Raw genomic sequence first — 25253 nt, 5'->3', positions numbered from 1 at the left:
CCATCGATATTACTTCGTAATTGATATCGAAATATCCAGTTAGTTTGAGCCACTAAATTAGTGGACGCGCTTTCCATCAATCCAAGTTTCTAACACTTGGACGTCATCAATTTGTTCTTCTGGAACGGTAAAAATATCTTTATCGACGAGGATAAAGTCAGCCTTTTTTCCAGACTCAAGAGAGCCGACCTTGGTTTCCCAGAAGCCGGCATAAGCCGCATCGATGGTGAAGCTTTTTAGTGCTTCAGTAACGCTAAGCCTTTGCGAAGGCAACCAACCATCGGTAGGTTGATTGTCCGAATCTTGACGAGTGACAGCTGCATGTAGTCCTAAAAATGGATTGGCTTTTTCCACGGGAAAGTCAGACCCCGATGCAATGATAACGTCATTGTCTAAAAAGGTTCTCCAAGCATAAGCGCCTTCTAAACGCTCTTCGCCCAGTCTGTCGCCAGCCATATTCATATCGCTAGTAGCATGGGTCGGCTGCATCGAAGCAATGACACCGAGCTTGGCAAACATCGGAATATCCTCAGGCACTACCACTTGCGCATGCTCGATCCTGTGGCGTAACTTTTTGGCTGAAACGTCTTTATCGAGCTTAGCTAATTGCTTTAAAACAAGGTGGTTAGCCGCATCTCCGATAGCGTGGGTGTTCACTTGGAAGCCATACTTTGTGATTAGCTTGAAGTATTGCTCTAGCTTTTTCTCGTCAGTCAGCAACAGCCCTTTATTATCCGGCTCATCTGAATAAGGCTCTAATAATGCCGCGCCTCGGCTGCCTAAGGCGCCGTCCGTGTAGAGTTTTACTGATTGGATCTTTAAAAAGGGCTGATTCACTTTGCCGTATTTTAGCATTGCTTCTAAGCGTGGATCAGAGCCGCTTAACATCGAGTAGACGCGTAAAGGGATACGATCCTTGGCTGATAATTCAAGCATTAATTTATAAGTCTCGAAATCAACACCTGCGTCATGAACAGAAGTAATCCCGAGTTTAATGAGGTGGTTAAAAGCAAGGTTTAACGCAGCTTTGCGTTCTTTTCGGTTAATTGGTGGAATTTTACTCTCAACCAATGACATGGCCGCATCGATCAAAACACCTGTTGCGTTTCCATGCTCGTCACGGATAATTTTGCCCCCCTCAGGATCGGGAGTATCTTTTGTAATTCCTGCAAGCTCTAGAGCCTTTGAGTTAGCCCAGCCAGCATGACCATCGATGCGTCTTAACCATACGGGCTTGTCGCTAATGGCTTTATCCAGAGAATGCTTGGTAGGGAATTCTTTGTTAAGCCAAAGAACCTGATTCCAGCCACGCCCAAGAATCCATCGAGCATCGTTATTTATCGCATATGTTTTTACTTTTGAAACGGCTTCCCCTTCAGAGTCAATGCCACGAAGATCGACGCGCATCAAATTCAAGCCTAAACCTAAAATATGGCCGTGAGCGTCAATAAGACCAGGCAATAAAGTTTTGCCTTTGCCGTCTAAAGCAATACTAAAGCTACTTTTTTTAGCCAGCTCATCGTGCGAACCTGTGTCTAAAATGACGCCATTTTCGAATAAAATGCTGTCAAAACTCTCTAACTCGCCATCTTTGATGGTGTAGCCTTTGACGTTGTGCAGGAGAGTTGGTAGCGCTTGTGCTGAATTTAAGGCTATTAAACCAGCTAAAGAACAACCAAAAAGTATGCTGAATATCTTCTTCATGGAATTACTTATTGTTAGGACGAATGAGACTACTCTAATACAACTTTTAACCAAGTTAAAGGCTTCTAAGCGTTTGATTTTAAATAATTAAGAGGTAACAAATAGTTATATATAATGGATATTCATCAATTGATCCCAAAAGAAAGCGCCAAGCGGGATCTATTTCTGCAAGCTTATAGCTGTGGCTGACTGGAAAAGGTGCAGCACATCAGCACAAATGCAGTGATAGTCTATAGCATTAATCAATATATCGCTTGCGCTTCCTGTCTTTGAGCTTGAGCATATCAACCCAAACAACGCTGTCCACGCAATCACCAAAGTCAGGGTCAGTCCCAAAATCGTAAAAGATTACACCACCGTCCTCGCACAATTCACTATATTGTTTAAATAATGTTGGTACCGACACACCCATAGAAGACAGCTCGCGTTTTAGAACTTTAAAGCCTTCTGTTTTATCTAAACGATTAAACAATCGTTCAAGTTTCGCTTTTTGTACAGGCTTTATGCGGTAAGGGTTAAACGAGCGCGCTAGATTGATTTTGGAGCCATAATAGGTACTGAAATAATAAGCAAGCATATCCTTTGCGAACGCAGGGTAGTCATTACTCAGACTAACAGCGCCGAATAAGTAGCGGATATGAGGATTTTGCCGAATATAAGCCCCTATGCCATACCATAAATAATCTAAACTACGCTTGCCCCAATATTGAGGTTGTATAAAGCTTCGACCTAGCTCCATGGCCATTGGGAATTTTTTTTGCAGGCTATCTTCGTAACTAAAGATAGTTTCTGAATAGAGGGATTGCTCGGGTTTTAATTTGTGAATGTCGGCAATTCTATAACTGCCGACAATTTCCATGTCTGTGTGATCCCATAAAACAATATGTTTGTAGTAATAATCGTATTTATCCGTATCACGACGGTTACCAGTTCCTTCGCCAACCGCTCTGAATGATACTTCGCGTAATCTGCCGATTTCCCGAAGTACGGATGAATCTCGCGTGTTTTCAAGTAAATAGATACTTTTACCGTCTGCTGTTTCGCCAAGAAGGTCGCAGCTAGCGAGCTCATTAACTAAGGCTTTTCGATTTTCAGGATGAGCAATTGCTCGCTCTGTTTCAAACAAATCAGAACGCTCATGCTTTAGTCTGTAAACCTGCTGCTTAAATCGCGTAATACTTTCTTTGCTACTTGGCAACATACCGCTAAAGGACGAGAAGGGAATCAACTTACCAACCTTTATTGGCAGGGTAAGTGAGACGTTTTTGAACATTTCACGAACTAAAAAAAGCGCACTCAAGGGTTTGGCGATTAAAGAAAAACCGTAAAAAAACCGTGAGTTTTTGCCACCTACATGAATCGGCAGTATTGGTGACTGGGTTTGTTTAGCTACCTTTAAGAAACCTGAGTGCCATTTTCCGTCGCGGACGCCTTTGACTGTGAGTCGGGAAACTTCGCCAGCGGGGAAGAAGATTACAGCTTCTTCTGACTTTAGGGCTTGATGGATATTGGCTAAATTAGTTTTAGGGTTTTTCTCTTGGCCAAGGTTATTAACTGGTAAAAAGAATGGTCTAAGTGGAGACATTGACCATAATAGTTCGTTAACCACCACTTTGACGTCTTTTCGCACCGAATGGATTAAAGCCAGTAGAGCTAGGCCATCAAGAGAGCCCAAGGGGTGGTTCGCAATGATAACCACTCTACCGGAAACTGGGATGTTTTCTAAACTAGAGTTAGAAACTGAATAGCTGAGGCCTAATCTCTGGTTTACTGCCTCAAGGAAATCCACATGAGACATGTGGTTGTTTTGTCGTATGAAATCATTGACTTCATCTTGATGAAAGAGTCGAGCGAGTATCCGAGTTACGCCAGATTGTAACTTAGGAGAATGATCTAACTGAGGCAAAAACCGAGTAACCACTTCTTTACTGTCAATCATAAGCCGCCGCCTTGTTTTGTCGTTGTATGTGATCAGTATGTGACAGAACTTTCTGTAAGATAATATTCATGTTTATCATTATTGAGGCACTCTGTGACACGCTTGTGGCACAAAAAAGACACTTCTATGACAAAAATAATCACAGTCAGGGTTCAAGGGTAACTTGCGACAAACCCTTGTCTGACGTACTATATGGCGTCTTCTGGGTACCTATTGGATAGCTGCCCATCAATATTGTTTATCAGTACTTTTAAACAACATTTTAAAACTACAACCAAGCGTTAGGCAGATACGAGATTATGGCAACTGAAATGCGTAGCCACTACTGTGGTGAATTATCGAAAAACGAAGAAAATCAAACAGTTACTTTGTCAGGCTGGATTCACCGCCGTCGCGATTTAGGTGGCTTAATCTTTTTACAGTTGCGCGATCGTAGTGGCGTTATACAAGTAGTTGTCGATCCTGACTTTGAAGAGTTGTTCAGCACAGCCGAGCAGCTGCGTAATGAATTTGTGGTGCAGGTTAAAGGCCAAGTGCGTGCTCGTCCTGAAGAAATGATCAATAAAAACATGGCTTCAGGCGACATCGAAGTTCTAGCGCAAGAGCTAGAAATCTTAAACCGCGCTAAGCCACCAGCGATTCCGATTGATGAAAATCTGGAAGCTTCAGAAGAGCAGCGTCTAAAATACCGTTACCTTGACCTTCGTCGTCCAGAAATGGCGGAGAAAATTATCTTCCGTCACAAAGTCACCAGCGCCATGCGCCGTTACATGGATGAGCACGGTTTTATTGACGTTGAAACGCCAATATTAACGAAAGCTACGCCAGAAGGTGCGCGTGACTATTTAGTGCCGAGCCGTGTACATAAAGGTTCTTTCTACGCCTTGCCACAGTCACCACAGCTGTTTAAACAGTTGTTGATGATGTCTGGCTTTGATCGCTATTACCAAATAGTGAAATGTTTCCGTGACGAAGATTTACGTGCGGATCGCCAGCCAGAATTTACTCAGTTAGATATCGAGACCTCCTTCTTGAACCAAGAAGAAATCATGCAGTTAATGGAAGGCTTGATTCGTCATCTATTCAAGGAGCTTAAAGATATCGACTTACCTGAATTCCCACGTATGCCATACGCCGAAGCGATGGAGCGTTATGGTTCCGATAAGCCTGATCTGCGTATGGACACTGAGCTGGTTACGGTTGATGAGTTAGTCAAAGACGTTGAGTTTAAAGTATTCTCTGGCCCAGCTAATGACGAAAAAAGTCGCGTAGCAGCGCTTCGTGTTCCTGGTGGCGCACAGTTTAGTCGTAAACAAATTGATGAATACACTAAGTATGTGGGTGTTTATGGCGCTAAAGGCTTAGCGTGGATGAAGATTAATGGTGCTGGCGCCGAAGGTATCCAAAGCCCAGTGTTGAAATTCTTAGGCGAAGAGGTAGCGCTTAACATCATCGAAAAAGTGGGTGCACAAGAAGGTGATATTATCTTCTTTGGCTCAGACACAAAGATGACGGTTGCCGATGCCATGGGCGCGCTACGTTTAAAAACTGCTCAAGATTTAGGGTTAGTTAAAGATGAGTGGAAACCACTTTGGGTTGTCGACTTCCCAATGTTTGAAGAGATTGATGGCCAGATTCATGCGCTACACCATCCGTTCACTGCGCCAAAAGAAGACGACGTTGAAGCGGTTAAAGCGAACCCAACAGGTACCTTATCAAAAGCATACGACATGGTCTTGAATGGTAGCGAAGTAGGCGGTGGTTCTGTGCGTATTCATAGCGAAGAAATGCAGGAAGCCGTGTTTGGTATTTTAGGTATCGACGAAACAGAACAACGTGAAAAGTTCGGCTTCTTATTGGATGCCTTAAAGTTCGGCTGCCCACCGCACGGTGGTTTAGCGTTCGGTCTAGACCGTTTGGTCATGCTGATGGTTGGCGCTGACTCGATTCGCGATGTTATTGCGTTCCCGAAAACGACCACAGCGAGCTGTCCTTTGACACAAGCACCAAGCAACATCGAAAGTAAATTGCTTGATGAACTTGGTATCGAAATCAAAAAGAAAGGGTCATAAAGGAAGATGATAAAGAGATTGCTTCGCCACTTATGTGACTCGCAATGACGTAATGTATTAGTGTCATTGTGAGGCTTCGTTGGAGCCGTGGCAATCTACTCAGGCATAAAAGAGCCAAGTGCCTGATGCGCTTTTAGTCAGAAAAGGCAGGTTAGAGATAAAGCCTGTAGAAAAGTAAACTGTAAAAAAATAAGTAAGAGAACGCTTTAGGCTAAGTGCCTGCTGCGCTTTTAGTTAGAAAAGGCAGGTTAGAGCTAAAGCCTGTAGAAAAGAAACTGTAAAAAGTTAAGTAAGAGAACGCTTTGGGCTAAGCAATTTCGAGGCATAAAGTTTGAGAGAGTGCGGATTTTACATATTCGTAAATGACAATCTCGAACAAACTTTATAACAAAGAAATTGTGACGACCAAAAGTTCGAGAGGAGTATAAAATGGCGGGTCACAGTAAATGGGCAAACATCAAACACCGCAAAGCTGCCCAAGATGCAAAACGTGGAAAAATCTTTACTAAAATTATTCGTGAGCTTGTTGTAGCTGCACGCGAAGGTGGCGGTGATCCGAATGACAACCCACGTCTGCGTGCCGCTATGGATAAAGCGCTTGGCGCTAACATGAAAAAAGATACCATCGAGAAAGCGATTGACCGTGGTACGGGCAACGCCGAAGGCGATAACTACGAAGAGTTAAACTACGAAGGTTATGGCCCAGGCGGTGTGGCGATTCTTGTAGAGTGCATGACGGACAACAAAAACCGTACAGTCGGCGAAGTGCGCCATGCTTTTACTAAGCACGGCGGCAACTTAGGAACTAGCGGTTCGGTCGCCTACCTTTTTGAAAAACGCGGTCAGTTTGTTTTTGGTGACAACTTTAATGAAGATGAACTGATGGAAGCGGCCTTAGAAGCTGGTGCAGAAGATTTTATCACTCATGATGATGGTTCATTTGAAGTGTTAACGACACCGGAAGATTTTTTAGACGTCAAAGAAGCGCTTAAAGAAGCAGGCTTTGAAGCTGAAAATGCTGAAGTAACTATGCTTCCTTCGACTCAGGCCGAGTTAGATGTTTCCGAAGGTGCTAAAGTGATTCGTTTGATTGATCGTTTGGAAGAGCTTGACGATACGCAAAATGTGTATACGAATGCGGATATTCCAGCGGAATCCTACGATAACCTATAGAAATGTTTATATTTGCTGAGGCTTTGTTAAAAGTTTTCTAAAAGTGCTCATTTACATTTTGTAAACTCCGCTTTTTATAAAACTTTTGCCGCGCCTCAGCTGCATCTAATTCATTTCTAGACTTGGATAAACAAGTCATACAAGAATTTTATCCGTCTAGCCATCACGATTGACGCTTAAAAGGGTATCTATAGGAGTGGTTGCAGTTTCAGCTAGGCTCTTTATTCGGGTTTTGAGTGACTCCGATTTTTATAAAATCTTTCCCACGCCTCTGCTGTATTTTTTCAGTCCTATCTCACACAGAAGGTGAGGGATTTAAGTCTAATACACTCTGCATTTGTTTCATTCAGAAAATCCAACAGCAATATCTTTTAGTCGTGGTATGATTAACACTCTTTAATAGAACATAGTTTTATGAGCTATGAGACTGCTTCGTCGATTAACACTCACTCCTCGCAATGACGGGATAACAATATAAATGGCAATAATACTTGGCATCGATCCCGGCTCACGCATTACTGGCTTCGGGATAATTGAAGTCGGTGGCGATATTCCTGTGAATAAACCACGTTATATAACCAGCGGCTGTATTCGTATCAAAAATGAATCTCTGGATTTAAAGCTGAAACAAATCTTTGATAGCGTGTGCGAGTTGATTCTTGAGTTTAAACCTGATGAGTTTGCCATCGAGTCGGTTTTTATGTCTAAGAATGCAGACTCTGCATTAAAACTTGGGCAGGCGAGGGGAGCTGCTATCGTTGGCGCTTCGCATTATGCATTGCCGGTATTTGAATACCCTGCACGAAAAGTTAAGCAGTCGGTCGTTGGAACTGGCGCCGCCGATAAGACGCAGGTTCAACACATGGTAAAAATGCTTCTAAAATTATCATCAAGCCCACAAGCTGACGCTGCTGATGCACTGGCGATCGCCTTGTGTCACGCCAATACGAGCCAAGGTTTAGCGCAGTTAAAAGGGGCAAAAACTATAGCAAGAGGACGGTTACGTTGATTGGTCGAATTCGTGGGATATTAATAGAAAAAACACCACCATTTATCATTATAGAAACTAGCGCTGGCGTCGGTTATGAAATTCAAGTGCCGATGACGACGTTTTATCAGTTGCCTGATGAAGGTGCCGAGGCGATTGTCGCCACTCACTTATCGGTTTCCGAAAATCTTCATGCGCTATACGGCTTTATTAGTAATAAGGATAAAAACTTATTCCGTGAATTGATCAAAGTTAACGGAGTTGGTCCTAAGTTGGCCTTGGCGATATTGTCTGGAATGGAAGCGGATGAATTCGTTATGACGATTCACGACAATAACGTAGACCGCCTAATTAAATTGCCTGGCGTTGGTAAGAAAACTGCTGAGCGTTTGTTGGTTGAGATGTCTGATCGCTTAAAAGAGTGGTCTATTTCAGGCCTACCTGAAAGCTCAGAATCTGGTGGTGCGGTACAAACCTCTTTTCGAGTCGGTGATGTCACTCAGGAAGCGGTGAGCGCTTTAGTTGCGTTAGGCTACAAGCCACAGCAAGCGAGCAAAGCTATTTCACAGGTTGAAAGCGAAGGGTTAAAGAGCGAAGAAATTATTCGTCTGGCTTTGAGACAGTTGGCTGGATAAAAGGACAGAGCTGCACGATTAATAAGGTATGTGCAGCTTTTTTCTTAGAGTGACTAGATTTCAGATTGTTGCTTAAGTTCTTTAAGCTCATCTAGTTTTAGCCTATAGAAGAATGCTCGGCCATAAACATTATCGTTGATTCTCCATGTCCCATCCATGACCAGTCCGTTATGTCTGATAATTAAATTATATTGGACCACGGTGTCATAATTGCCGTAACTCTTTGTAAAGGATAGGTACTTACCCTGACGCTTCGCGTCTATGGTTAGTGCTGCTTGAACGTACTTCGTTGCGTGGTTACGTGGCTCTAGGAAAGACATTGAGAATTCATTGCCTTGTTCCTTGACCACGGCAGTAAACATTCCTTCCGGTTGGCCTTTTGGCATATCGTACTCAAAATAGCCAACCCATTGTCCCGTGAGGTTGATACTGCCTTCATTTATCGTCTGCTTTTTAGGTTGTGTTTGAGACTGATCATCAGCAAAAACCTCTTGCCATAGCGCTTCTTCCTCTTGTGTCAATGCCGCACTATTGTTCGCCGAGTGAGCGATAGTGGAGTTTAGCGACATCACTAATAAAAAAATCGTTAACAAAGTAAGGTTCGCCTTCATAACTGCCCCATCTTATTGTTTTGTATGAATAATAATCATTGAGTCTAAAGTGATTTATACGTTAGGGCAAATGTTTTGCGGTTGCGCCATGACAATGGAATCAACTAAACTAAGCACTTAATATACAACTTCTATAAGCTATGGCCGATAAAAAATATCGTTACCAAGAAACCCAAGCAATGATGCCGCCTACAGTGATTAAGTTGGTAGTCCTGATGCTTTTTATCGTGATGGGCTTATTTGGCTATATGTATATTGCGCAAGAGTTTCTTGAGCTGCCCGTTGGAGAAAATGCTTTGCCACCTTCATGGGCATTGGTCATTTTTATTCTGACAGCACTGCTTACTTATTATGTGTCAAACCTCAAAATCAATATAAAAGTCGACGATAATGAGTTGGTATTAAGTTTGGGTGTTGTTGGGAAGCGCGCTTATCCGCTTAATAAAATTCGTACGGTTAAAAAGTACGAAGGAAATCCTGCTAAAGACTTCTTGGGTTACGGTTATCGAGTGGGTTTAAACAGGCTAGGATACATCGGCCGAGCTCAGGATGCTGTATCAATAACGTTCGAGCATTTAAAGCGCGACTTGATAATTACTACAAAAGATATTGAAGCGCTGAGTCATAGCTTGCAGGATTAAACCCTATTTGAGTTCCAACAAGTTATATTGGTTTTTATTTTTAAAGTACTCAACTGATTGGGGCTTATCAAATAAATAACCTTGGCCGGCTCGCACGCCAATCGACTGTAATACCCTTAATTCTTTTATTGTTTCAATCCCTTCGGTCACCAACTCAAATTTCCGTTCTTTTGCAAAACTCATAAGAGCTTTCATCAATGCTTGTTTGGTTTTATCGCTATGAATATCTCTAGTTAAGGTCATATCAAGCTTCACGAAGTCTGGTTTTAAAGCGATCACATGCCTTAAACTAGAATAACCTGCACCAGCATCGTCGACCGCAATTCTCAATCCTTTTTCACGTAAAGGAGCTAAAATCTTTGTCACAACATTATAATCATCGATGAGGCTGTGTTCGGTTATCTCTAAGACTAACCGTTCAAGCGAAAGTCCTGAACTCGCCAACGAGGACATAAATGAATTGTTGGTTAAAAGATCTGGAGTGATGTTAACTGAGAGGTTGGTGTTGCTAGGTAGTTTAGATAGGGTTTCTTGGGCTAGCTCTAAAACTTTATTTGTGGCTTCCTCTGATAATCCTGCGTAGACCGCTGACTCAAAGAACTTTTGCGGAGCCCACTTTCCCTGGTTAATCCTAGAAAGAACTTCATAGCCTATAATCTCACCATTCTTTAAGTTTACAACGGGTTGTAACTTAACTAATAAAGAACCGTTGGAGATGACTTTTCGGATATTATCCTTCAAATCCGAGTCGATACTGGCGCTACTTTTTTGAATCTCTATAATTGTCGCGCTAAGGTCAGCAATTACTCTGACATAAGCTAAATCTTTTTGATTAAGTTGAGAGTCTGCAACGCCTTTAAAAACACATAGTGTGCCATAAACCCTTCCGTCAGAAAGCACTACCGGAACGCCAATATAAGAGCCTATATTGAGCTTTTTAGTAATTTCCAAATCACTGGTTATTTTATAGTCCTTAGTGTCCTTAATAATCTGAGGGAGGCTTAGTTGAACAATGTTATAGCAATAGCTTTCACATAAGGTATCTTCAGCACCGACTTCAATATTAGAGTTGTTAATCTGGCTAATCACTTGGAAGCGACGTTTACCATTGATAAACTTGCTAAGAAAGGCCACCTCCATATTGAGGTGCTCGCGTAGAGAGTTAAGGAGTTTCTGGACGATTTCGGTCCAATCATCATCAACATGACTGAGGCTAATATCAAAGAAACTTTTGAAAATGTCTAAGTCAGGTGATATTTCGTAGGCTGGGTTAGTTGCTCGTTCCATATATATTCCTTCATATAAACACCTACCTAGACTACTACTAAAAAGCTAATGCTTCAACTTCAGACAGGCAAGGCTGATAAACCTTGCCCGAGATGTAAGAGGTACTAATCCTCTTTATCGTCAGCTTTTTTTACTCGAATCTTATTACCGTCAATACTTCTGCCGTTAAGGTTTTTAACAGCAACTTTTGCCTCGCCTGGCTTGGGCATCTCAACAAAACCGAAGCCTTTAGAGCCACCGGTGGCTTTATCCATGATGAGCTTACACCACTGAACTATGCCGTATTCCTCAAATAACTCTGTTACTTGCTCTTCAGTAGTCGTGCGAGCAAGATTTCTTACCAATAATTTCATAAATTAATCTAATTTCCAAACTGTGAAACGCATCATACCATTAGTAACTTCACAGTGCTGTTTAAATTAATACAGGCATCATCAGATTGAGCTGAGCAAAGAGGTCTATGTAATTACTCGACCTTCTCTTTATTGTTCTTTTGAGCTTCCAACTCCATTTTTCTCAACTCTTTCTTGTGGTCGAGATAGGACGCATACATGACAAAAATAACGCCTGCAATAACGCAAATACTTAAAAATCCCCATAAACCCATATCAAAAACTCCGCTTTTAAGGTTAAAACCATTGAGAATGTCATAGAAGGACATTCTCCGCTGAAAACTACTCCTCGGACTTATCTTTCCATTGTCCCCAAGGGTCACTGCTAGTCGATGAGCTGTGGCTTTTGCCGCGATTGCCTGATCGACTATCGGATTTGTTACCGTAGCTTTTATTATAATCTCGACCGCGTGAAGCGCCGGCTCTTTCGTTGCCTCGCTTATTGCCAAAGCCACGACCACCGCTTTTGCTGTACTCTTCTGCCTTTGCCACACGTTTTTCCTGCAATTTCTCAGCATCTTCTAAGCTTAACTTTGCCGGCTCGCCTGGCTTTTCGTCATCAGACACGATGCGATCACGTGGCGGAATATTAAACTGCTCGGACGATACTGGCGGTAAGCTTTTATACTGATACATATAAAAAGCCTCCACTTTCTCGCGCGCCCAGTCAGTTTTCTTAAGGAACTTAACGCTAGACTCGACGCTAGGGTTGGTCTTAAAGCAGTTAAGATTTAGGTAAGCATGGAGAATCTCAAAACCATAGTGATCGACCAATTCCGTCACTAAGGCCTTCAAACCCACGCCATTCAGAGGGTTGTTCTTGTAATTTATTTCTTCAGACATTCAATATTCCAGCAAAAAGAGCTATATCGACTCATTATAACGATGAATAGCCAAACTAGCACGAAAAGCAGATATTAATGTAGCCTCGAAGGAACAAAGTGACTTCGAGGTTATTCACCAACAAGTCCTAGCGTATTGGTTAAGTTTTCTCCGCCCCAGTCACGAGATAATTTACCTTCGCGTACAAATCTGTGAAATGAAGAATATTTCCAATCTTGCACTTTAGAGACATAACCATGTTTTACAGGATTATAATGGATATAGTCCACGTAGGCAGAAAACTCCTTGTCATTACGTATCGTGCGCTCCCAATACCGTCTTTGCCATAAGTTATATTGACCATGCCGATCTTTAGAAATGTTTATATTTTGCTGTATTAAACGCTGGGTGAAGGTAGTTTTTACTTTCCGCCAACGGGCTGAGTAGTTTGAGCCATCATCTGGTAAAGTCCAAATACAGTGTAAATGTTCAGGTAAGATTACAGTGACGTCTATAGTAAACGGCATTGATGCCCTGCAAACACGAAAGCTATGACGAAGGTCGTGTATATATCGAGTTAGGTAGTCTTTAGAACGATCGTTTAGATTAACAGTGAAGTAATAAGAAGCGCCTTCAACCCTGTTTCGACGGTATTGAACCATATTGATATCCTTATCAATTGTGCTGGAAGGTGGAATATAGCAAAAGGGTTTATATTTTTGTAGCCTCTAGCAGATTTAGCGTGCTCGGATGTTGAGTAGCCTCGATTAGCGGTAGCGCACCACAGGAGACCTTTGGGAATGCCTTTGGAGCACTTCCTTCGGTCGTAATCGAGGGAAGTCGTTAAAGTTTGGATTAAAACCTCGAAGTCACTTTGTTCCTTCGAGGCTACGTTTGCTTAACAATTACTCACTAGACTTATGATTTTCACCGCTATGCTTACTCTTAACCAAGAAGAACGCGCAACCGAGAACTGTCATAACTGCTAGGGAAACTGCGACAACTTTGTTGCTTTCAGACAGGTTAAAGGAGCCACCTACCGTCGCGGCTAGCATTAACAATAAAAAAGCTACCAGTGATAAGACGCCCATAGCTCTAGCCATCATTACTGAAGCTGTATAAAACCGTTTGAAATATACCGAGAGTAGTAGAAATACACCTAGAATAAAAAAGAGAATTGTCCAAATACCAATACCAAAGGCACCAGCAGCGTAGAAACAGGTCGCCAAGGTTATTGATGACAACAGAACTTTTAAGAGAATGACCATATTAAAACTCCCCGCTTTAGCTTCCTCAAAGATCCTCAGACATACTAATCGGAAAAATAATGAGGAGCACCTTACGATAAATGCTTTAGTAACCCATAATCTTCAATGCAAAGTAGGGCACAACGAAAAACACCAGCGTCACAACCTTATAGTTTCCTAAAAAGTTGAAATATAAAGCATCAACGTCTTTATCATCTATATTAAACATCTTCTTATGAATTGAGGATATTTTGCCCTTCATAGTCATAATCATAACCGACGCCAAAATCAAATAAGCGATATTAATGACAGCCGCCCATCCTAATAGCTCGGTTAACTGCGCTAACGTAATCATAGACTCACCACTTAGTGAAGTATTCGATACTTCACTATACTACTCGTCATGGTGAAAGAGTATTGCTTTGTTTAAGTGGTGTAACAGAGAGGGAATAGAGGGGAGCTTAAGGGAACGTGACAGGGCGTAGGTTGTAGGGTGCGTTATAACGCACCATTAAGCTTTATTCGGTAATTTCGGTGCGTCTAGACGCACCCTACACGAGTTATTTTAGTGATAAGCTTTCAAGAGAATAAGTCTCTTTTTCTTTATTATATCTAACTGTGACATCAAACCTATTTCTGATTTTTGCACCAAAAGAATTTTGAGCATCAACAGCTCCAGTTATACGGTGAGAACATTTACCTTTATATGTATGGCTAACTCCCCTAAATGAAGGGAATTCTGCTGTCGATGGTGCCTTTAATCTATTTTTAATAAAGTCTTTAGCGTATTGATAGGCCAATATACCGTCTTGACAAGTTTTTTCTTTTTTCTCTTCTGGTGACGAGCCTCCACATGCGGATATGTTTATGGTAATTACTAAGGTTGTTAATGCGATGATTATTTTATTCATTTTTACTTCCTGTCTTATTTGAGAGTATGTAGGCTGGGAGAACCTGCGAACCCCAACGTATGCTCACTTGCCCGTTAATTCTTAATTAGTTGTTTTGACCAACTGGAAATAGTATGCATCTAGCTCTTTGCAAATCTCGCGGTACTTAGTATCTGCTTTAGTAAATTTATCGCGGCAAGCTTGTGCGTAACTATCATTTTCGCCCCAATCCTTAGCAAGACGAATTTGAGTATCCATTTCATTTAAATAACTACTTTTCAAACCTAGAAGCGCCTCAAAACGATTAAGCTCATTCGCTTTTTTTGCCTCGTTGACTGCCCAGCGAGCATATAAGGCAGATAAGCCCGCAACTAGAACAGCAATAATTGAAATTATTTCAGCTAACATAGTGCTGCATTCTCCTATAACGAAACATCAAACTATCGGACAAAACGGATAACCTTTTGATTTAGTTTGTTTATTTATAATCGCTAATACCTAGCAAAACTGACACCAATGTCGGGTTTATCTTAATGGATACTACCAAACCCTTTTAATTAGCGCGAATCTTCCGCAAAGCCCTATCTCTCCTTATTCCTGATGATTCCAATTGTACTCGCACCACTTACCTTTATAATGTCCACAACTTTTATCAATCCATAATTACATGCTGTTTTTCGAGAACATGGCGCTTCGCCGTGGTAAAAAAGTATTATTTGAAAACGCGAGTTTTATCATCAACCCGAAGGATAAGGTTGGTGTTACTGGGGCTAATGGTACCGGTAAGTCGTCGTTGTTCGCTTTGATCCGTGGGGAGCTTGAGGAGGATTCGGGCAATTTCTCGATGGCGGGGAATGTGACGATTTCGAGCGTGCGTCAGGAGACGCCTGCGGTGGAGACGTCGGCGTTGGAGTATGTGATTGAGGGTGATGTCGAGCTGTGTGAGATTGAGGCGGCTTTGGCCAAGGCGGAAGCTGAGGAAGATGGTCATGCTATCGGTAAGCTTCACCAACAACTCAATTCGATTCAGGGCTACGCGGCAAGGGCGCGAGCTGGAGCTTTGATGCACGGCTTGGGCTTTAGCGCTGAACAGGAACAATTGCCGGTATCGAGTTTCTCGGGCGGTTGGCGGATGCGCTTGAATTTGGCGCAGGCGTTGATGTGTCGTTCGGACTTGTTATTGCTCGATGAGCCGACGAACCACTTGGATTTCGAGGCGGTGGTGTGGCTCGAAAAGTGGCTAGAGACCTATCAAGGCGCGGTTTTATTGATTTCGCACGACAGAGATTTTCTCGACCGCGTGATTAACCGTGTGGCGCATATCGAACAGCAGCGCATCAAACTTTACAGCGGCAATTATTCCAGTTTCGAATTACAGCGTGCCGAGCAGTTGGCGCAGCAGCAAGCGAATTACGAGCGTCAGCAAAAAGAAATTGCCCACATGCAATCCTATGTCGATCGCTTTAAAGCCAAGGCGAGCAAGGCCAAGCAGGCGCAAAGCCGAGTTAAGGCTTTGGAGCGTATGGAAAAGATTTCAGCGGCTCATGTGGACTCCCCGTTTAATTTCCGTTTTCCTGAGCTGGGTCATGTACCAAGCCCTTTGATGCAATTAAAAAGTGTCAGTGCCGGTTACGATACTGATACAGGCCCAGTGACGATTCTTAACAAGGTTGGTTTTACTTTATTACCCAACGATCGCATAGGCCTTTTGGGCAAAAATGGCGCCGGTAAATCGACCTTAATTAAGGTTTTAGCGGGCGAGTTAGCGGTGCAGTCAGGTGAGAGAATCGAAGCTAAGCATCTGAATATTGGTTATTTCGCGCAGCACCAGCTTGAACAATTACACCCACAAATGTCGCCGATTCAGCATTTACAGCGTGAATATCCTGATGCCACGGAACAGGAACTGCGCAACTTCTTGGGTGGTTTTGATTTTCATGGCGATAAAGCGCTAGAGCCTGTGGCACCTTTTTCAGGTGGTGAAAAAGCACGACTGGTATTGGCCTTATTGGTTTATTCGAAACCGAACGTACTGTTGCTCGATGAGCCGACTAACCACTTAGACTTAGAAATGCGTCACGCCATGACCGTGGCACTGCAAGGGTTCGAGGGCGCGGTGGTGTTAGTGTCGCACGACAAACACATGTTAAGAACAGTGACTGATGATTTGTATTTGGTGGCTGACGGTGGCGTGAAGCCTTTTGAGGGTGACTTAGACGATTATGCCAAGTGGGCGCTTGAGCAATCGAGTATCGAGCGTCGTTCGAACAAAGATAAGGCGGATGACGCGCCTTCAGAGCAACAGCCTGAGGTCTCACGAAAAGAGCAACGTCGAATCGAAGCCGAGAAGCGAAAAGCTTTGCAGCCTTTGAAAAACAAGCTGAGAAAGGTTGAGCAGGAGCTCGACAAGGTTCAAACGCGAAAAGCTGAGCTGGATGAGTTAATGGCCGATCAGACTTTGTATGACGATGCCAACAAAGGCAAGTTAGCGGAATTAAGCACCGAGTATGGTGAGGTTAATCAGCGCTTGGAAACACTTGAAGAAGACTGGCTGATGCTGAACGAAGAGCTTGAAGGGTAAGGGTTGTCATTCCAAATTTAATTTGGAACCTTAGGGGTATGGAGGGGCGGTACTCTTTAGATGATTTCTTTCGTTATACTAAGATCCTGAATTGAATTCAGGATGACAGGCTCGAGAGTGCTTACGATTTCTGAGCATTTTGTCTTGTGGTTTTTAGGATTGAGATTGCTTCGTCATGCTATTCCTCGCAAAGACGACATTATCTGTCAATCCTCGCAAAGACGACAAGGATTGTCATTCCAATTTTAATTTGGAATCTTAGGGGTATGGAGTGGGTGGTACTCTTTAGGTGATTTCTTACTTTACACTAAGATCCTGAATTAAATTCAGGATGACAAGCTTGGGAGTGCTTACGTTTTCTGAGCGTTTTGTCTTGTGGTTATTAGGATTGAGATTGCTTCGTCATGTTATTCCTCGCAAAGACGACAAGGGTTGTCATTCCAAATTTAATTTGGAATCTTAGGAGTATGGAGCGGGCGGTACTCTTTAGATGATTTCTTACCTTACACTAAGATCCTGAATTGAATTCAGGATGACAGGCTCGAGAGTGCTTACGATTTCTGAGCGTTTAGTCTTGTGGTTATTAGGATTGAGATTGCTACGTCATGTTATTCCTCGCAAAGACGGCAAGGGATGTCATTCCAAATTTAATTTGGAATCTTAGGAGTATGGAGAGAGTAGTACTCTTTAGATGATTTCTTACCTTACACTAAGATCCTGAATTAAATTCAGGATGACAAGCTCGAGAGTGCTTACGTTTTCTGAGCGTTTTGTCTTGTGGTTATTAGGATTGAGATTGCTTCGTCATGTTATTCCTCGCAAAGTCGGATATTCTTTTCAGATGGCTTTAATTAATGGAGCCCAATTAGCTTAAAAAACCTTCTAACCCATTAAATTAACAAGAAAAAGGCGGAATCTGGCCAAATATGGAAAAGGCTTAGTTTTGGTTCCATCTAAGCCTGAGGCTTGGTAGACTTAACCGCAATAAGCGTTTGCTGCCATGAGCACCCACAATTAATGATTGAACACGATAGAATAATAAATCCAACTGAGACCACTGACGAAGAGCAGCTTGATCGCGCTATTCGCCCAACCACTTTGCAGGACTACGTTGGGCAGGAAAAGGTGCGTGAGCAGATGGAGATTTTCCTTAAAGCGGCTCAGATGCGTAAAGAAGCTTTGGATCATGTTTTAATTTTCGGCCCTCCTGGGCTTGGCAAAACGACGCTTTCTAATATTATCGCTAATGAGATGAATGTTGGTATTAAGCATACCTCAGGGCCTGTTCTTGAAAAGGCGGGCGATTTGGCCGCTATGCTGACCAATCTTGAGCCAAATGATGTCCTATTTATTGATGAAATTCATAGGCTTAGCCCTCACGTGGAAGAGGTGTTGTATCCGGCGATGGAGGACTACCAACTTGATATTATGATTGGTGAAGGTCCTGCCGCACGTTCGATTAAGGTTGAATTACCGCCGTTTACGCTTGTTGGTGCGACGACAAGAGCAGGCTTATTGACTTCGCCACTGCGCGACCGTTTCGGCATTGTGCAACGTCTTGAATTTTATAATATTAAAGACCTCACGGGCATCGTGATGCGTTCGGCTAAGATTTTGGGCCTACAGATTGAAGAGTCTGGAGCACATGAGATTGCACGACGCTCTCGTGGTACGCCACGTATCGCTAACCGTTTATTACGCCGAGTACGCGATTTTGCTGAAATCAAGTCGGATGGCTTAATTACGGATAAAGTGGCGGATCGCGCATTGGATATGCTTGACGTTGATGCAAAAGGCTTTGATACGATGGATCGCAAGTTGTTGCTGACGATTATCGAGAAGTTCGGTGGTGGTCCTGTTGGCTTAGATACTTTAGCAGCGGCGATTGGCGAAGAGCGCGATACGATTGATGATGTTTTAGAACCTTTCTTAATTCAACAAGGTTTTATTCAGCGGACCCCCAGAGGCCGCGTAGCAACGAAGCATGCCTATGAGCACTTTGGGATCATCCCTTCTTCGGATGACTTATTTAATAAATAATCTTTGATATACAAAGTTTGTTAAAAAAGTAAGAAGTAAATTTTCGTTAAGAATACTTTTTCGGGATAGCCTTAACACTTTTCCGAGAGTGAATCGTTATAATAGCAGGGCATTGAATAATGGCACGTGAATTTAATTGGCCAGTTAGGGTCTATTACGAAGATACTGATGTCGCTGGTGTGGTTTACTACGCGAATTACTTAAAGTTTTATGAGCGTGGCCGTACGGAATGGTTGCGTTCATTGGGTTGGGAGCAGGATGTGCTTATTGATAAGGGGCTGGCGTTTGCCGTTGCCCATGTCGATGCAAAGTATATTCGCCCAGCCCGTTTTAATGACCAGTTGGTTGTTAAAACGCGCATTAGCTCAGTTAGAAAAGCGAGCGTGATTTTTGAACAAGAGATTCATCGTGTTGACGAAAGCCTTGTTGAAGCATCCGATGACAATAAACAACAAATAGTGAATAAGGCAACAATACGAGTGGCTTGCGTAGATATGGACACCATGACGCCTGCTCCTATGCCGAATTATTTACAAGAGGAGATTGCACGTGAATGGTGCTAACGACATGTCCATTGCTGGTTTAATTTTAGACGCCAGTATTCCTGTACAGCTTATTATGCTGTTACTTTTGATTGTTTCTGTGATGTCTTGGGCGTTGATCTTTCAGCGTTCGTCGGTTCTTAATACGGCATCGAAAAAAAGCAAAGAGTTTGAAGACAAGTTTTGGTCAGGCATTGACTTGAGCAAACTATCTACTGAATTGTCTCAAAGTCAGCAGAAAAAACAGGGGCTTGAATCTTTGTTTATTGCCGGCTACCGAGAGTTCATCCGTTTGCGTCAACAAAGCGGTGTCAGCCCTGAAGCTGTGATGGATGGGACTCACCGTGCGATGCGCGTAGCTCACAGTCGTGAAGTGGAAAAGTTAGAGCAGAACCTATCGTTCTTGGCGACGGTTGGCTCGGTAACGCCTTATATCGGCTTATTCGGTACCGTATGGGGCATTATGACCTCGTTTATTGCGTTAGGTAGCGTTAAACAAGCCACACTCGCCATGGTTGCGCCAGGTATTGCGGAAGCCTTGATCGCGACGGCAATGGGCCTTTTCGCTGCAATTCCTGCTGTAATCGCCTACAACCGTTTTACTAATCGTTTGCAGCGCATTGAAATTCGCTATGAAAATTTCTTAGAAGAGTTTTCTGGAATTTTGCACCGTAAGGCACACAGCTAAGGTCGACTATTATGCCGCAACTTGTACGTAGACAAAGACGTCGACTTAACGCTGAAATCAATGTGGTTCCTTACATTGATGTGATGCTGGTTTTATTGGTGATCTTTATGATTACCGCGCCATTAATCACCGCAGGTATTCAGGTTGACTTGCCGACGGCGGACTCTGAGGTAATTTCTTCGGATGAAGAAACGCCATTTATTGTCTCTTTCGATAGCGAAGAACAATACTATCTTGATATCGGTGCTTCTCCAGATAGTAGAGCCCAGCCTATGAGTCGCGAAGAGCTTCTAGAAAAAGTTGTTAGCGAACTTGAAAAGTCACCGAGTTCACCTATTTATATCAATGGTGATAAGTCAGTTTCTTATGGTGAAGTTATAGAATTGATGGATCAATTGAGGAAGGTCGCAGGGATAGAAAATGTTGGTCTTATGACACAGCAACCTGAGTAGGTGACAACTTTGTCTAATAAGAAAAACATTCTGCCTATTATTTTATCGGTCGTACTGCACTTAGTACTGATCGGTGCTGTTGTTTGGAAATTTATTTGGCAGCCCAATATTCCTGAACACAAATACGTGGATGCACCGATTCAAGCGCGAATCGCGCAAGCACCGAAGCAGACGCCACCTCCGGCCAAAAATGAGCCTTCAAAAGCTGAGTTAGAAAAGCGCGAAAAAGAACGTCAGAAAAAACTCGAGCAAGAAAAAGCGAAGCAGCAAGAGATTGAGCGTCAAAAGAAGGTTGCTGAACAAAAAACGAAAGAAAAAGCCGAAGCAGAAAAGCAGGCTAAAGAGCAGGCGGAGCTCGAGCGTAAGAAAAAAATAGCGCTAGAGAAAAAGCTTGAGGAAGAAAAGCGTAAAAAAGAAGAAGCTGAGAAGAAAAAATTAGACGAAGAGAAACGCAAGAAGGAAGAGGCTGAACGTAAACGCAAAGAAGCGGAAGCTGAGAAAAAGCGTTTGGCTGAAGAGAAGCGCAAGAAAGAAGAAGCTGAGAAAAAACGTAAGGCTGAAGAAAAACGCAAGAAAGAAGAGGCTGAACGCAAAAAGCGTGAAGAAGCTGAGCGTAAACGTAGAGAAGAAGAGCAACGACTCCTTGAAGAGCTAGCGGCTCAAGAAGGTGAGTTTTTCGATGCAATGGAAGGCGATGTCAAAAAGGCACAGGCATTAACTGAGCTTGAAAAAATCAAGGCACAGATCCAAAGCAAGTTGATTCGTTTGTGGAATAAGCCTTCGTCACCAGGTTCATGTACGATTGAGATTAGAACCGCTCCGGGGGGCGTAGTGCTAGAAACTATTGTTGTTGATGGCCAGGAAGCTTACTGTCAGACTGGTGTTGCGGCGATTAATCGTGCTTCACCGTTGCCTTACTCCGAAAATCCTGCTGTGATTAAAGAGTTAAGAGTTATTAGGTTTACGTTTGATCCGAGTTTAAAAGATTAAATATAAGAGAGTAGAGACTCTATGAAACATATTTGTAAAAAACTAATGATATTGTGTATAGGCTTAGTAGCTTATACAGCGCACGCTGATGTACAAATTTATATTACTGAAGGGCGCGATGATGCGCGACCTGTGGCCGTTGTGCCATTTAAGTTTGAAAGTGCGTCGGAAGTGAAGATTTCACCGCCACACAATTTTTCGCAAATTATCGCGGATGATTTAGAGCGCAGCGGTAAATTCAAGCCAGTCGATATTTCTGATTTACCGCAAAACCCAAGCGATATTACAGAAGTAGATATTGATGCTTGGAAAGAATTAGGCGTCGATGGTGTTGTTTATGGCGTTGTTAAAGAAACAGCACCGGGTAAGTACATGGTATCTTATGACTTGATTGACCCTTATAACGATAAGGCCGTGATGGAGTCGAATATTGCTTCAGGCAGCTACCCATTAGTGGATCAATCGTTCCACTTAATGGTGTTAAAAACCAAACTGGTCAATGATGATAATTTCCGCTGGGCAGCGCATATTGCGGCAGATGAAATTTACGAAGCATTAACCGGTGAGCGTGGTGCATTCGCGACCCAGATTGCTTATGTACAAGTTGACCGTTTAGCGGAAAAACCTTATGAGCTGAATGTGGCAGATAGCGATGGATTTAATCAAACTAAGATTTTTTCGTCAAAACAGCCAATTATGTCACCAACTTGGTCACCAGATGCGAATAAACTTGCTTATGTAAGTTTTGAGAATGGTCGTTCGGAAATATTTATTCAAACCATTGCTACAGGGCAGCGTGAACTTATCGCGAGCTTTAAAGGTTTTAATAGTGCACCTGCATGGTCGCCAGACGGTAGCAAAATGGCGATGGTATTGTCGAAAGATGGAAATCCAGAGATTTATGTGATGGATTTAGCCACAAAAAGGCTTAGTCGTTTAACGCGACATTATGCGATTGATACCGAACCTTCGTGGAATCCAGACGGTAAAAGTTTGATATTCACCTCAGATCGAGGAGGAAAACCGCAAATTTATAGTGTTTCGCTTGCAGGAGGGGATGCAGAAAGGGTAACCTTCGAAGGTAGGTATAATGCCGGCGCTGAATTCGCACCGGACGGAAAAACTATTGTTATGGTTCACCAAAACAATGGTAATTTCCATGTGGCTGCACAAGACATCGAGACGGGGAACCTGACTGTGTTAACAACAACCAGTTTGGATGAATCGTTGTCTGTGGCTCCAAACAGTAGCATGATTATTTTCTCTACTGTTGATGGACGTCAAAAAGTATTAAGTGCAGTTTCAATGGATGGACGCTTTAAGGCAAGACTACCGGCCAACGTTGGAGAAGTTAAGGCTCCAGCATGGTCACCTTTTATTTTGTAAATGTAATAATAGTTAAATAACAATCCTGGAGGATGACAATGACACGTTCGGTAAAATTACTATTGGCTTTGTTCGCGGCGGCAACGTTAGCGGCATGTAGCACTACAGAGCCAGCAGAAGACACTACTGATACAACGGTTCAACAAGACGACGCAACAAACGCAGAAGCTGAAGCATTAGCACGTCAACGTGCTGCTGAAGAAGCAGAAAGACAGCGTATCGCAGCATTGTTGGAAAACACAACAATCTATTTCGACTTCGATAGCGATGCTATCCGTAGTGGTGATATGGAGTTGTTAGAAGTTCACGCGAAGCATATTCAAGCAACGGGTAAGAAAATTGTTCTTGAAGGTCATGCGGACGAGCGTGGTACTCCTGAGTACAACTTAGCGTTAGGTGAGCGTCGTGCAAAATCAGTAGCTCAATTAATGCGTACTTATGGTGTATCTGCTAGCCAAATCGAAGTGATTAGTTTTGGTGAAGAGTCTCCAGCGAACCCAGGTCACACTGAGCAAGCTTGGCAGGAAAACCGTCGCGTGGAAATTAAATATCAGTAATGAATTATCGTTTTACTAAGATAATCGCATTATCGTTGCTCACAGCATCTGCTGTGGGCAACACTGCTGCTCCAGTGGTCGATGGTAAAGCAGTCGAAGCGGTTCAACAATTCCAAGATAATGACCAGAACCAGTTAGTCGGTGAGCTAATGCGCCAAGTAATGCAGCTTCAACAAGAAGTGAGCTATTTACGCGGACAATCAGAAGAGCAGGGCTACTTAATCCAAAAGCTGCAACGCCAGCAAAAAGAATTGTATGCCGATCTTGATAGACGTCTAAGTGATGCAACTCAAGGTGGCTTAATCAGTCCAGAATTAACTGGGACTGATGAAACAGGGACTGAAGCACAAGGTAACGCGGATTTAAGCGACGCACAAATCGCCTACAACAAAGCATTCACCCAGTTTAGTGATAAAAAATACGCCTTCGCAAAAAGCTCTTTTAAAGCCTTCGTAAAAGATTACCCAGAGCATTCGTTAGCTTCTAATGCGCACTATATTTTGGGGCAGTTACATTTTAACGATAAAGAGTATAAGCAGGCAGCTAGTGAGTTTGAAGCGGTCTATAGCCAATTCCCTGACACCACGATCAAGGATAAGGCACTATTAAAACTGGCTCAAACTTATGAGATTAGTGGTGATAAAGCAGCTGCTAAGAAAACTTACCAAGAGTTGGCCAAGGCGTTTCCAAACTCTACCGCAGGTAAGCTAGCTAAGGTTAAACTTGGCTCGTTATAAAACAAGCAAGTAGCCCAACAGCACTAATATCGATAAAAAGCTGACTATTTAGTCGGCTTTTTTGTTACAATCCGCCCAATTTCTAAACACTTCTTTTAATACTTAGGTTCATTTTGAGCAAATTAAGAATCACTGAGATCTTCCACTCATTACAAGGCGAAAGCCTAACGGTAGGCCTTCCAACCGTGTTTGTACGACTTACAGGTTGTCCCTTACGTTGTACTTACTGTGATACGGACTATGCCTTTGGTGGCGGTGAATGGATGAGCTATGACGAAATATTAGCGGAAATCGAGCAATATAATTGTCAGCATGTTTGTATGACCGGTGGTGAGCCACTCGCTCAAAAACGAGCCTATGAGTTTTATCACTTACTCTGTGAAAAGGGTTACAAGGTTTCTACAGAAACCGGTGGCGCGCATGATATATCGGTCTTAGACAAACGCGTAATGGTCGTCATGGACTTGAAAACGCCTGATTCAGGTGAAATGTCTCGTAATCTATATGAAAACATTGACCACTTAAAACCAACCGACCAAGTCAAGTTTGTCATATGCAGCCGCAAAGACTACGACTGGTGCAAAATGACCATCGACAAATACAACTTAACCGAAAAGTGTGAAGTCCTATTTTCCCCAAGCTATGGTCAGGTAGAATATGCAGACTTAGCTGAGTGGATCTTAAAAGATCGGTTGAGGGTGAGAATGCAGGTGCAGCTGCACAAAGTTATTTGGGGTGAGCGTACAGGGGTTTGATGGGCTAAAATCCTTTTATTCTGCGTTATACGACTCAAATATCGTCCTCATTTACTACAGTAAACTGCGGTTCTATTTGAGCCGAAAGCCTTGCTTAAAAGAATTTTCACTCCCTCAAACAGCG

At 42.8% G+C, this 25253-nt stretch carries 27 protein-coding genes; 15 read left to right on the top strand and 12 right to left on the bottom strand.

Annotated elements, in window-relative coordinates; genetic code table 11:
* Positions 1-57 precede the first annotated feature (57 nt).
* Together ABD128_RS01615 and olsF are read right to left on the bottom strand one after the other, a co-directional pair.
* Complete coding sequence (locus ABD128_RS01615) at positions 58-1704, bottom strand: amidohydrolase (RefSeq protein WP_343985552.1); 1647 nt, start codon at positions 1702-1704, stop codon at positions 58-60.
* A 238-nt stretch (positions 1705-1942) separates the two neighbouring features.
* Positions 1943-3643, bottom strand: coding sequence for a bifunctional ornithine lipid synthase OlsF (gene olsF, locus ABD128_RS01610; RefSeq protein WP_343985550.1), 1701 nt, complete (start codon positions 3641-3643; stop codon positions 1943-1945).
* Between the two features lie 311 nt (positions 3644-3954).
* On the opposite strand from olsF, the gene aspS reads away from it, so the two are divergent.
* From aspS to ruvA, 4 genes are all read left to right on the top strand, one after another.
* Positions 3955-5715, top strand: a complete 1761-nt coding sequence (gene aspS / locus ABD128_RS01605; RefSeq protein WP_343986549.1) for an aspartate--tRNA ligase — start codon at positions 3955-3957, stop codon at positions 5713-5715.
* A gap of 429 nt (positions 5716-6144) precedes the next feature.
* Positions 6145-6888 carry a YebC/PmpR family DNA-binding transcriptional regulator gene (locus tag ABD128_RS01600; protein ID WP_343985548.1) on the top strand — a complete coding sequence of 248 codons (744 nt, stop codon included), beginning with the start codon at positions 6145-6147 and terminating at the stop codon, positions 6886-6888.
* A gap of 478 nt (positions 6889-7366) precedes the next feature.
* The gene (gene ruvC / locus ABD128_RS01595; protein WP_343985546.1) at positions 7367-7897 is read left to right on the top strand and encodes a crossover junction endodeoxyribonuclease RuvC; all 531 of its coding nucleotides are present in this window, start codon (positions 7367-7369) and stop codon (positions 7895-7897) included.
* Complete coding sequence (gene ruvA, locus ABD128_RS01590; protein WP_343985544.1) at positions 7894-8511, top strand: Holliday junction branch migration protein RuvA; 618 nt, start codon at positions 7894-7896, stop codon at positions 8509-8511. Before ruvC ends, ruvA begins: the two co-directional genes overlap by 4 nt.
* A gap of 53 nt (positions 8512-8564) precedes the next feature.
* Here ruvA and ABD128_RS01585 read toward each other — a convergent pair whose 3' ends face one another.
* Positions 8565-9122: a hypothetical protein gene (locus tag ABD128_RS01585; RefSeq protein WP_343985542.1), complete on the bottom strand. Its 558-nt coding sequence runs from the start codon at positions 9120-9122 to the stop codon at positions 8565-8567.
* Positions 9123-9262: 140 nt separating this feature from the next.
* Here ABD128_RS01585 and ABD128_RS01580 point away from each other — a divergent pair, with 140 nt between their 5' ends.
* A complete protein-coding gene (locus ABD128_RS01580) occupies positions 9263-9763 on the top strand; it encodes a hypothetical protein (RefSeq protein WP_343985540.1) in 501 nt (166 codons plus the stop codon).
* Positions 9764-9766: 3 nt separating this feature from the next.
* Here ABD128_RS01580 and ABD128_RS01575 read toward each other — a convergent pair whose 3' ends face one another.
* The 9 genes from ABD128_RS01575 to ABD128_RS01535 form a co-directional block, all read right to left on the bottom strand.
* On the bottom strand, positions 9767-11050 hold the full coding sequence (locus tag ABD128_RS01575) for a sensor domain-containing phosphodiesterase (protein ID WP_343985538.1): 1284 nt from the start codon (positions 11048-11050) through the stop codon (positions 9767-9769).
* A 104-nt stretch (positions 11051-11154) separates the two neighbouring features.
* A complete protein-coding gene (locus ABD128_RS01570; RefSeq protein ID WP_343985536.1) occupies positions 11155-11403 on the bottom strand; it encodes an RNA recognition motif domain-containing protein in 249 nt (82 codons plus the stop codon).
* Positions 11404-11516: 113 nt separating this feature from the next.
* Positions 11517-11711: a hypothetical protein gene (locus ABD128_RS01565; protein ID WP_343985534.1), complete on the bottom strand. Its 195-nt coding sequence runs from the start codon at positions 11709-11711 to the stop codon at positions 11517-11519.
* 13 nt (positions 11712-11724) lie between these two features.
* Entirely contained in the window at positions 11725-12285 is a 561-nt protein-coding gene (locus tag ABD128_RS01560) for a VF530 family protein (protein ID WP_343985532.1), read from the bottom strand.
* A 110-nt stretch (positions 12286-12395) separates the two neighbouring features.
* Positions 12396-12926 (bottom strand): REP-associated tyrosine transposase, encoded by a 531-nt coding sequence (locus ABD128_RS01555; protein ID WP_343985530.1) that lies wholly within the window; start codon positions 12924-12926, stop codon positions 12396-12398.
* Positions 12927-13169: 243 nt separating this feature from the next.
* Positions 13170-13532 (bottom strand): hypothetical protein, encoded by a 363-nt coding sequence (locus ABD128_RS01550; protein WP_343985528.1) that lies wholly within the window; start codon positions 13530-13532, stop codon positions 13170-13172.
* 85 nt (positions 13533-13617) lie between these two features.
* On the bottom strand, positions 13618-13866 hold the full coding sequence (locus ABD128_RS01545) for a DUF6868 family protein (protein ID WP_343985526.1): 249 nt from the start codon (positions 13864-13866) through the stop codon (positions 13618-13620).
* A gap of 205 nt (positions 13867-14071) precedes the next feature.
* Positions 14072-14422, bottom strand: a complete 351-nt coding sequence (locus tag ABD128_RS01540; RefSeq protein ID WP_343985524.1) for a hypothetical protein — start codon at positions 14420-14422, stop codon at positions 14072-14074.
* Positions 14423-14503: 81 nt separating this feature from the next.
* Positions 14504-14809 (bottom strand): hypothetical protein, encoded by a 306-nt coding sequence (locus ABD128_RS01535; RefSeq protein ID WP_343985522.1) that lies wholly within the window; start codon positions 14807-14809, stop codon positions 14504-14506.
* A gap of 259 nt (positions 14810-15068) precedes the next feature.
* Between ABD128_RS01535 and ABD128_RS01530 the strand changes: the two genes are divergently transcribed.
* From ABD128_RS01530 to queE, 10 genes are all read left to right on the top strand, one after another.
* The gene (locus ABD128_RS01530) at positions 15069-16982 is read left to right on the top strand and encodes an ATP-binding cassette domain-containing protein (RefSeq protein ID WP_343985520.1); all 1914 of its coding nucleotides are present in this window, start codon (positions 15069-15071) and stop codon (positions 16980-16982) included.
* Positions 16983-17999: 1017 nt separating this feature from the next.
* Positions 18000-19022: a Holliday junction branch migration DNA helicase RuvB gene (gene ruvB, locus ABD128_RS01525; RefSeq protein ID WP_343985518.1), complete on the top strand. Its 1023-nt coding sequence runs from the start codon at positions 18000-18002 to the stop codon at positions 19020-19022.
* 116 nt (positions 19023-19138) lie between these two features.
* A complete protein-coding gene (ybgC, locus tag ABD128_RS01520) occupies positions 19139-19585 on the top strand; it encodes a tol-pal system-associated acyl-CoA thioesterase (protein WP_343986547.1) in 447 nt (148 codons plus the stop codon).
* A gap of 4 nt (positions 19586-19589) precedes the next feature.
* Positions 19590-20252 carry a protein TolQ gene (gene tolQ / locus ABD128_RS01515; protein ID WP_343986544.1) on the top strand — a complete coding sequence of 221 codons (663 nt, stop codon included), beginning with the start codon at positions 19590-19592 and terminating at the stop codon, positions 20250-20252.
* 11 nt (positions 20253-20263) lie between these two features.
* Positions 20264-20704: a protein TolR gene (gene tolR, locus ABD128_RS01510; protein ID WP_110200965.1), complete on the top strand. Its 441-nt coding sequence runs from the start codon at positions 20264-20266 to the stop codon at positions 20702-20704.
* Between the two features lie 9 nt (positions 20705-20713).
* Positions 20714-21694 carry a cell envelope integrity protein TolA gene (tolA, locus tag ABD128_RS01505; protein WP_343985515.1) on the top strand — a complete coding sequence of 327 codons (981 nt, stop codon included), beginning with the start codon at positions 20714-20716 and terminating at the stop codon, positions 21692-21694.
* A 21-nt stretch (positions 21695-21715) separates the two neighbouring features.
* A complete protein-coding gene (gene tolB, locus ABD128_RS01500) occupies positions 21716-23080 on the top strand; it encodes a Tol-Pal system beta propeller repeat protein TolB (protein WP_343985513.1) in 1365 nt (454 codons plus the stop codon).
* 38 nt (positions 23081-23118) lie between these two features.
* Positions 23119-23637, top strand: coding sequence for a peptidoglycan-associated lipoprotein Pal (gene pal, locus ABD128_RS01495; protein ID WP_343985511.1), 519 nt, complete (start codon positions 23119-23121; stop codon positions 23635-23637).
* Positions 23637-24374, top strand: a complete 738-nt coding sequence (gene ybgF / locus ABD128_RS01490; protein ID WP_343985509.1) for a tol-pal system protein YbgF — start codon at positions 23637-23639, stop codon at positions 24372-24374. Before pal ends, ybgF begins: the two co-directional genes overlap by 1 nt.
* Positions 24375-24487: 113 nt before the next feature.
* The gene (queE, locus tag ABD128_RS01485) at positions 24488-25129 is read left to right on the top strand and encodes a 7-carboxy-7-deazaguanine synthase QueE (RefSeq protein WP_343985507.1); all 642 of its coding nucleotides are present in this window, start codon (positions 24488-24490) and stop codon (positions 25127-25129) included.
* Positions 25130-25253 lie beyond the last annotated feature (124 nt).

The sequence above is a fragment of the Kangiella japonica genome, from assembly GCF_039523535.1.
Lineage (GTDB): Bacteria > Pseudomonadota > Gammaproteobacteria > Enterobacterales > Kangiellaceae > Kangiella > Kangiella japonica.
The sequence above is the reverse complement of the archived record's forward strand: the minus strand, read 5'-3'. Positions and strand labels throughout refer to the sequence as shown.

Coding starts and splice junctions, on each gene's coding strand:
- ABD128_RS01565 (WP_343985534.1), bottom strand. CDS start 11,711: ATGTCCTTCTATGACATTCTCAATGGTTTTAACCTTAAAAGCGGAGTT.
- tolR (WP_110200965.1), top strand. CDS start 20,264: ATGCCGCAACTTGTACGTAGACAAAGACGTCGACTTAACGCTGAAATC.
- tolB (WP_343985513.1), top strand. CDS start 21,716: ATGAAACATATTTGTAAAAAACTAATGATATTGTGTATAGGCTTAGTA.
- ABD128_RS01550 (WP_343985528.1), bottom strand. CDS start 13,532: ATGGTCATTCTCTTAAAAGTTCTGTTGTCATCAATAACCTTGGCGACC.
- ABD128_RS01545 (WP_343985526.1), bottom strand. CDS start 13,866: ATGATTACGTTAGCGCAGTTAACCGAGCTATTAGGATGGGCGGCTGTC.
- ABD128_RS01555 (WP_343985530.1), bottom strand. CDS start 12,926: ATGGTTCAATACCGTCGAAACAGGGTTGAAGGCGCTTCTTATTACTTC.
- pal (WP_343985511.1), top strand. CDS start 23,119: ATGACACGTTCGGTAAAATTACTATTGGCTTTGTTCGCGGCGGCAACG.
- aspS (WP_343986549.1), top strand. CDS start 3,955: ATGCGTAGCCACTACTGTGGTGAATTATCGAAAAACGAAGAAAATCAA.
- ruvB (WP_343985518.1), top strand. CDS start 18,000: ATGATTGAACACGATAGAATAATAAATCCAACTGAGACCACTGACGAA.
- olsF (WP_343985550.1), bottom strand. CDS start 3,643: ATGATTGACAGTAAAGAAGTGGTTACTCGGTTTTTGCCTCAGTTAGAT.
- ABD128_RS01580 (WP_343985540.1), top strand. CDS start 9,263: ATGGCCGATAAAAAATATCGTTACCAAGAAACCCAAGCAATGATGCCG.
- ABD128_RS01540 (WP_343985524.1), bottom strand. CDS start 14,422: ATGAATAAAATAATCATCGCATTAACAACCTTAGTAATTACCATAAAC.
- tolQ (WP_343986544.1), top strand. CDS start 19,590: ATGTCCATTGCTGGTTTAATTTTAGACGCCAGTATTCCTGTACAGCTT.
- ABD128_RS01570 (WP_343985536.1), bottom strand. CDS start 11,403: ATGAAATTATTGGTAAGAAATCTTGCTCGCACGACTACTGAAGAGCAA.
- ybgF (WP_343985509.1), top strand. CDS start 23,637: ATGAATTATCGTTTTACTAAGATAATCGCATTATCGTTGCTCACAGCA.
- ruvC (WP_343985546.1), top strand. CDS start 7,367: ATGGCAATAATACTTGGCATCGATCCCGGCTCACGCATTACTGGCTTC.
- ABD128_RS01585 (WP_343985542.1), bottom strand. CDS start 9,122: ATGAAGGCGAACCTTACTTTGTTAACGATTTTTTTATTAGTGATGTCG.
- ABD128_RS01560 (WP_343985532.1), bottom strand. CDS start 12,285: ATGTCTGAAGAAATAAATTACAAGAACAACCCTCTGAATGGCGTGGGT.
- ABD128_RS01530 (WP_343985520.1), top strand. CDS start 15,069: ATGCTGTTTTTCGAGAACATGGCGCTTCGCCGTGGTAAAAAAGTATTA.
- ABD128_RS01600 (WP_343985548.1), top strand. CDS start 6,145: ATGGCGGGTCACAGTAAATGGGCAAACATCAAACACCGCAAAGCTGCC.
- ABD128_RS01575 (WP_343985538.1), bottom strand. CDS start 11,050: ATGGAACGAGCAACTAACCCAGCCTACGAAATATCACCTGACTTAGAC.
- ABD128_RS01615 (WP_343985552.1), bottom strand. CDS start 1,704: ATGAAGAAGATATTCAGCATACTTTTTGGTTGTTCTTTAGCTGGTTTA.
- ABD128_RS01535 (WP_343985522.1), bottom strand. CDS start 14,809: ATGTTAGCTGAAATAATTTCAATTATTGCTGTTCTAGTTGCGGGCTTA.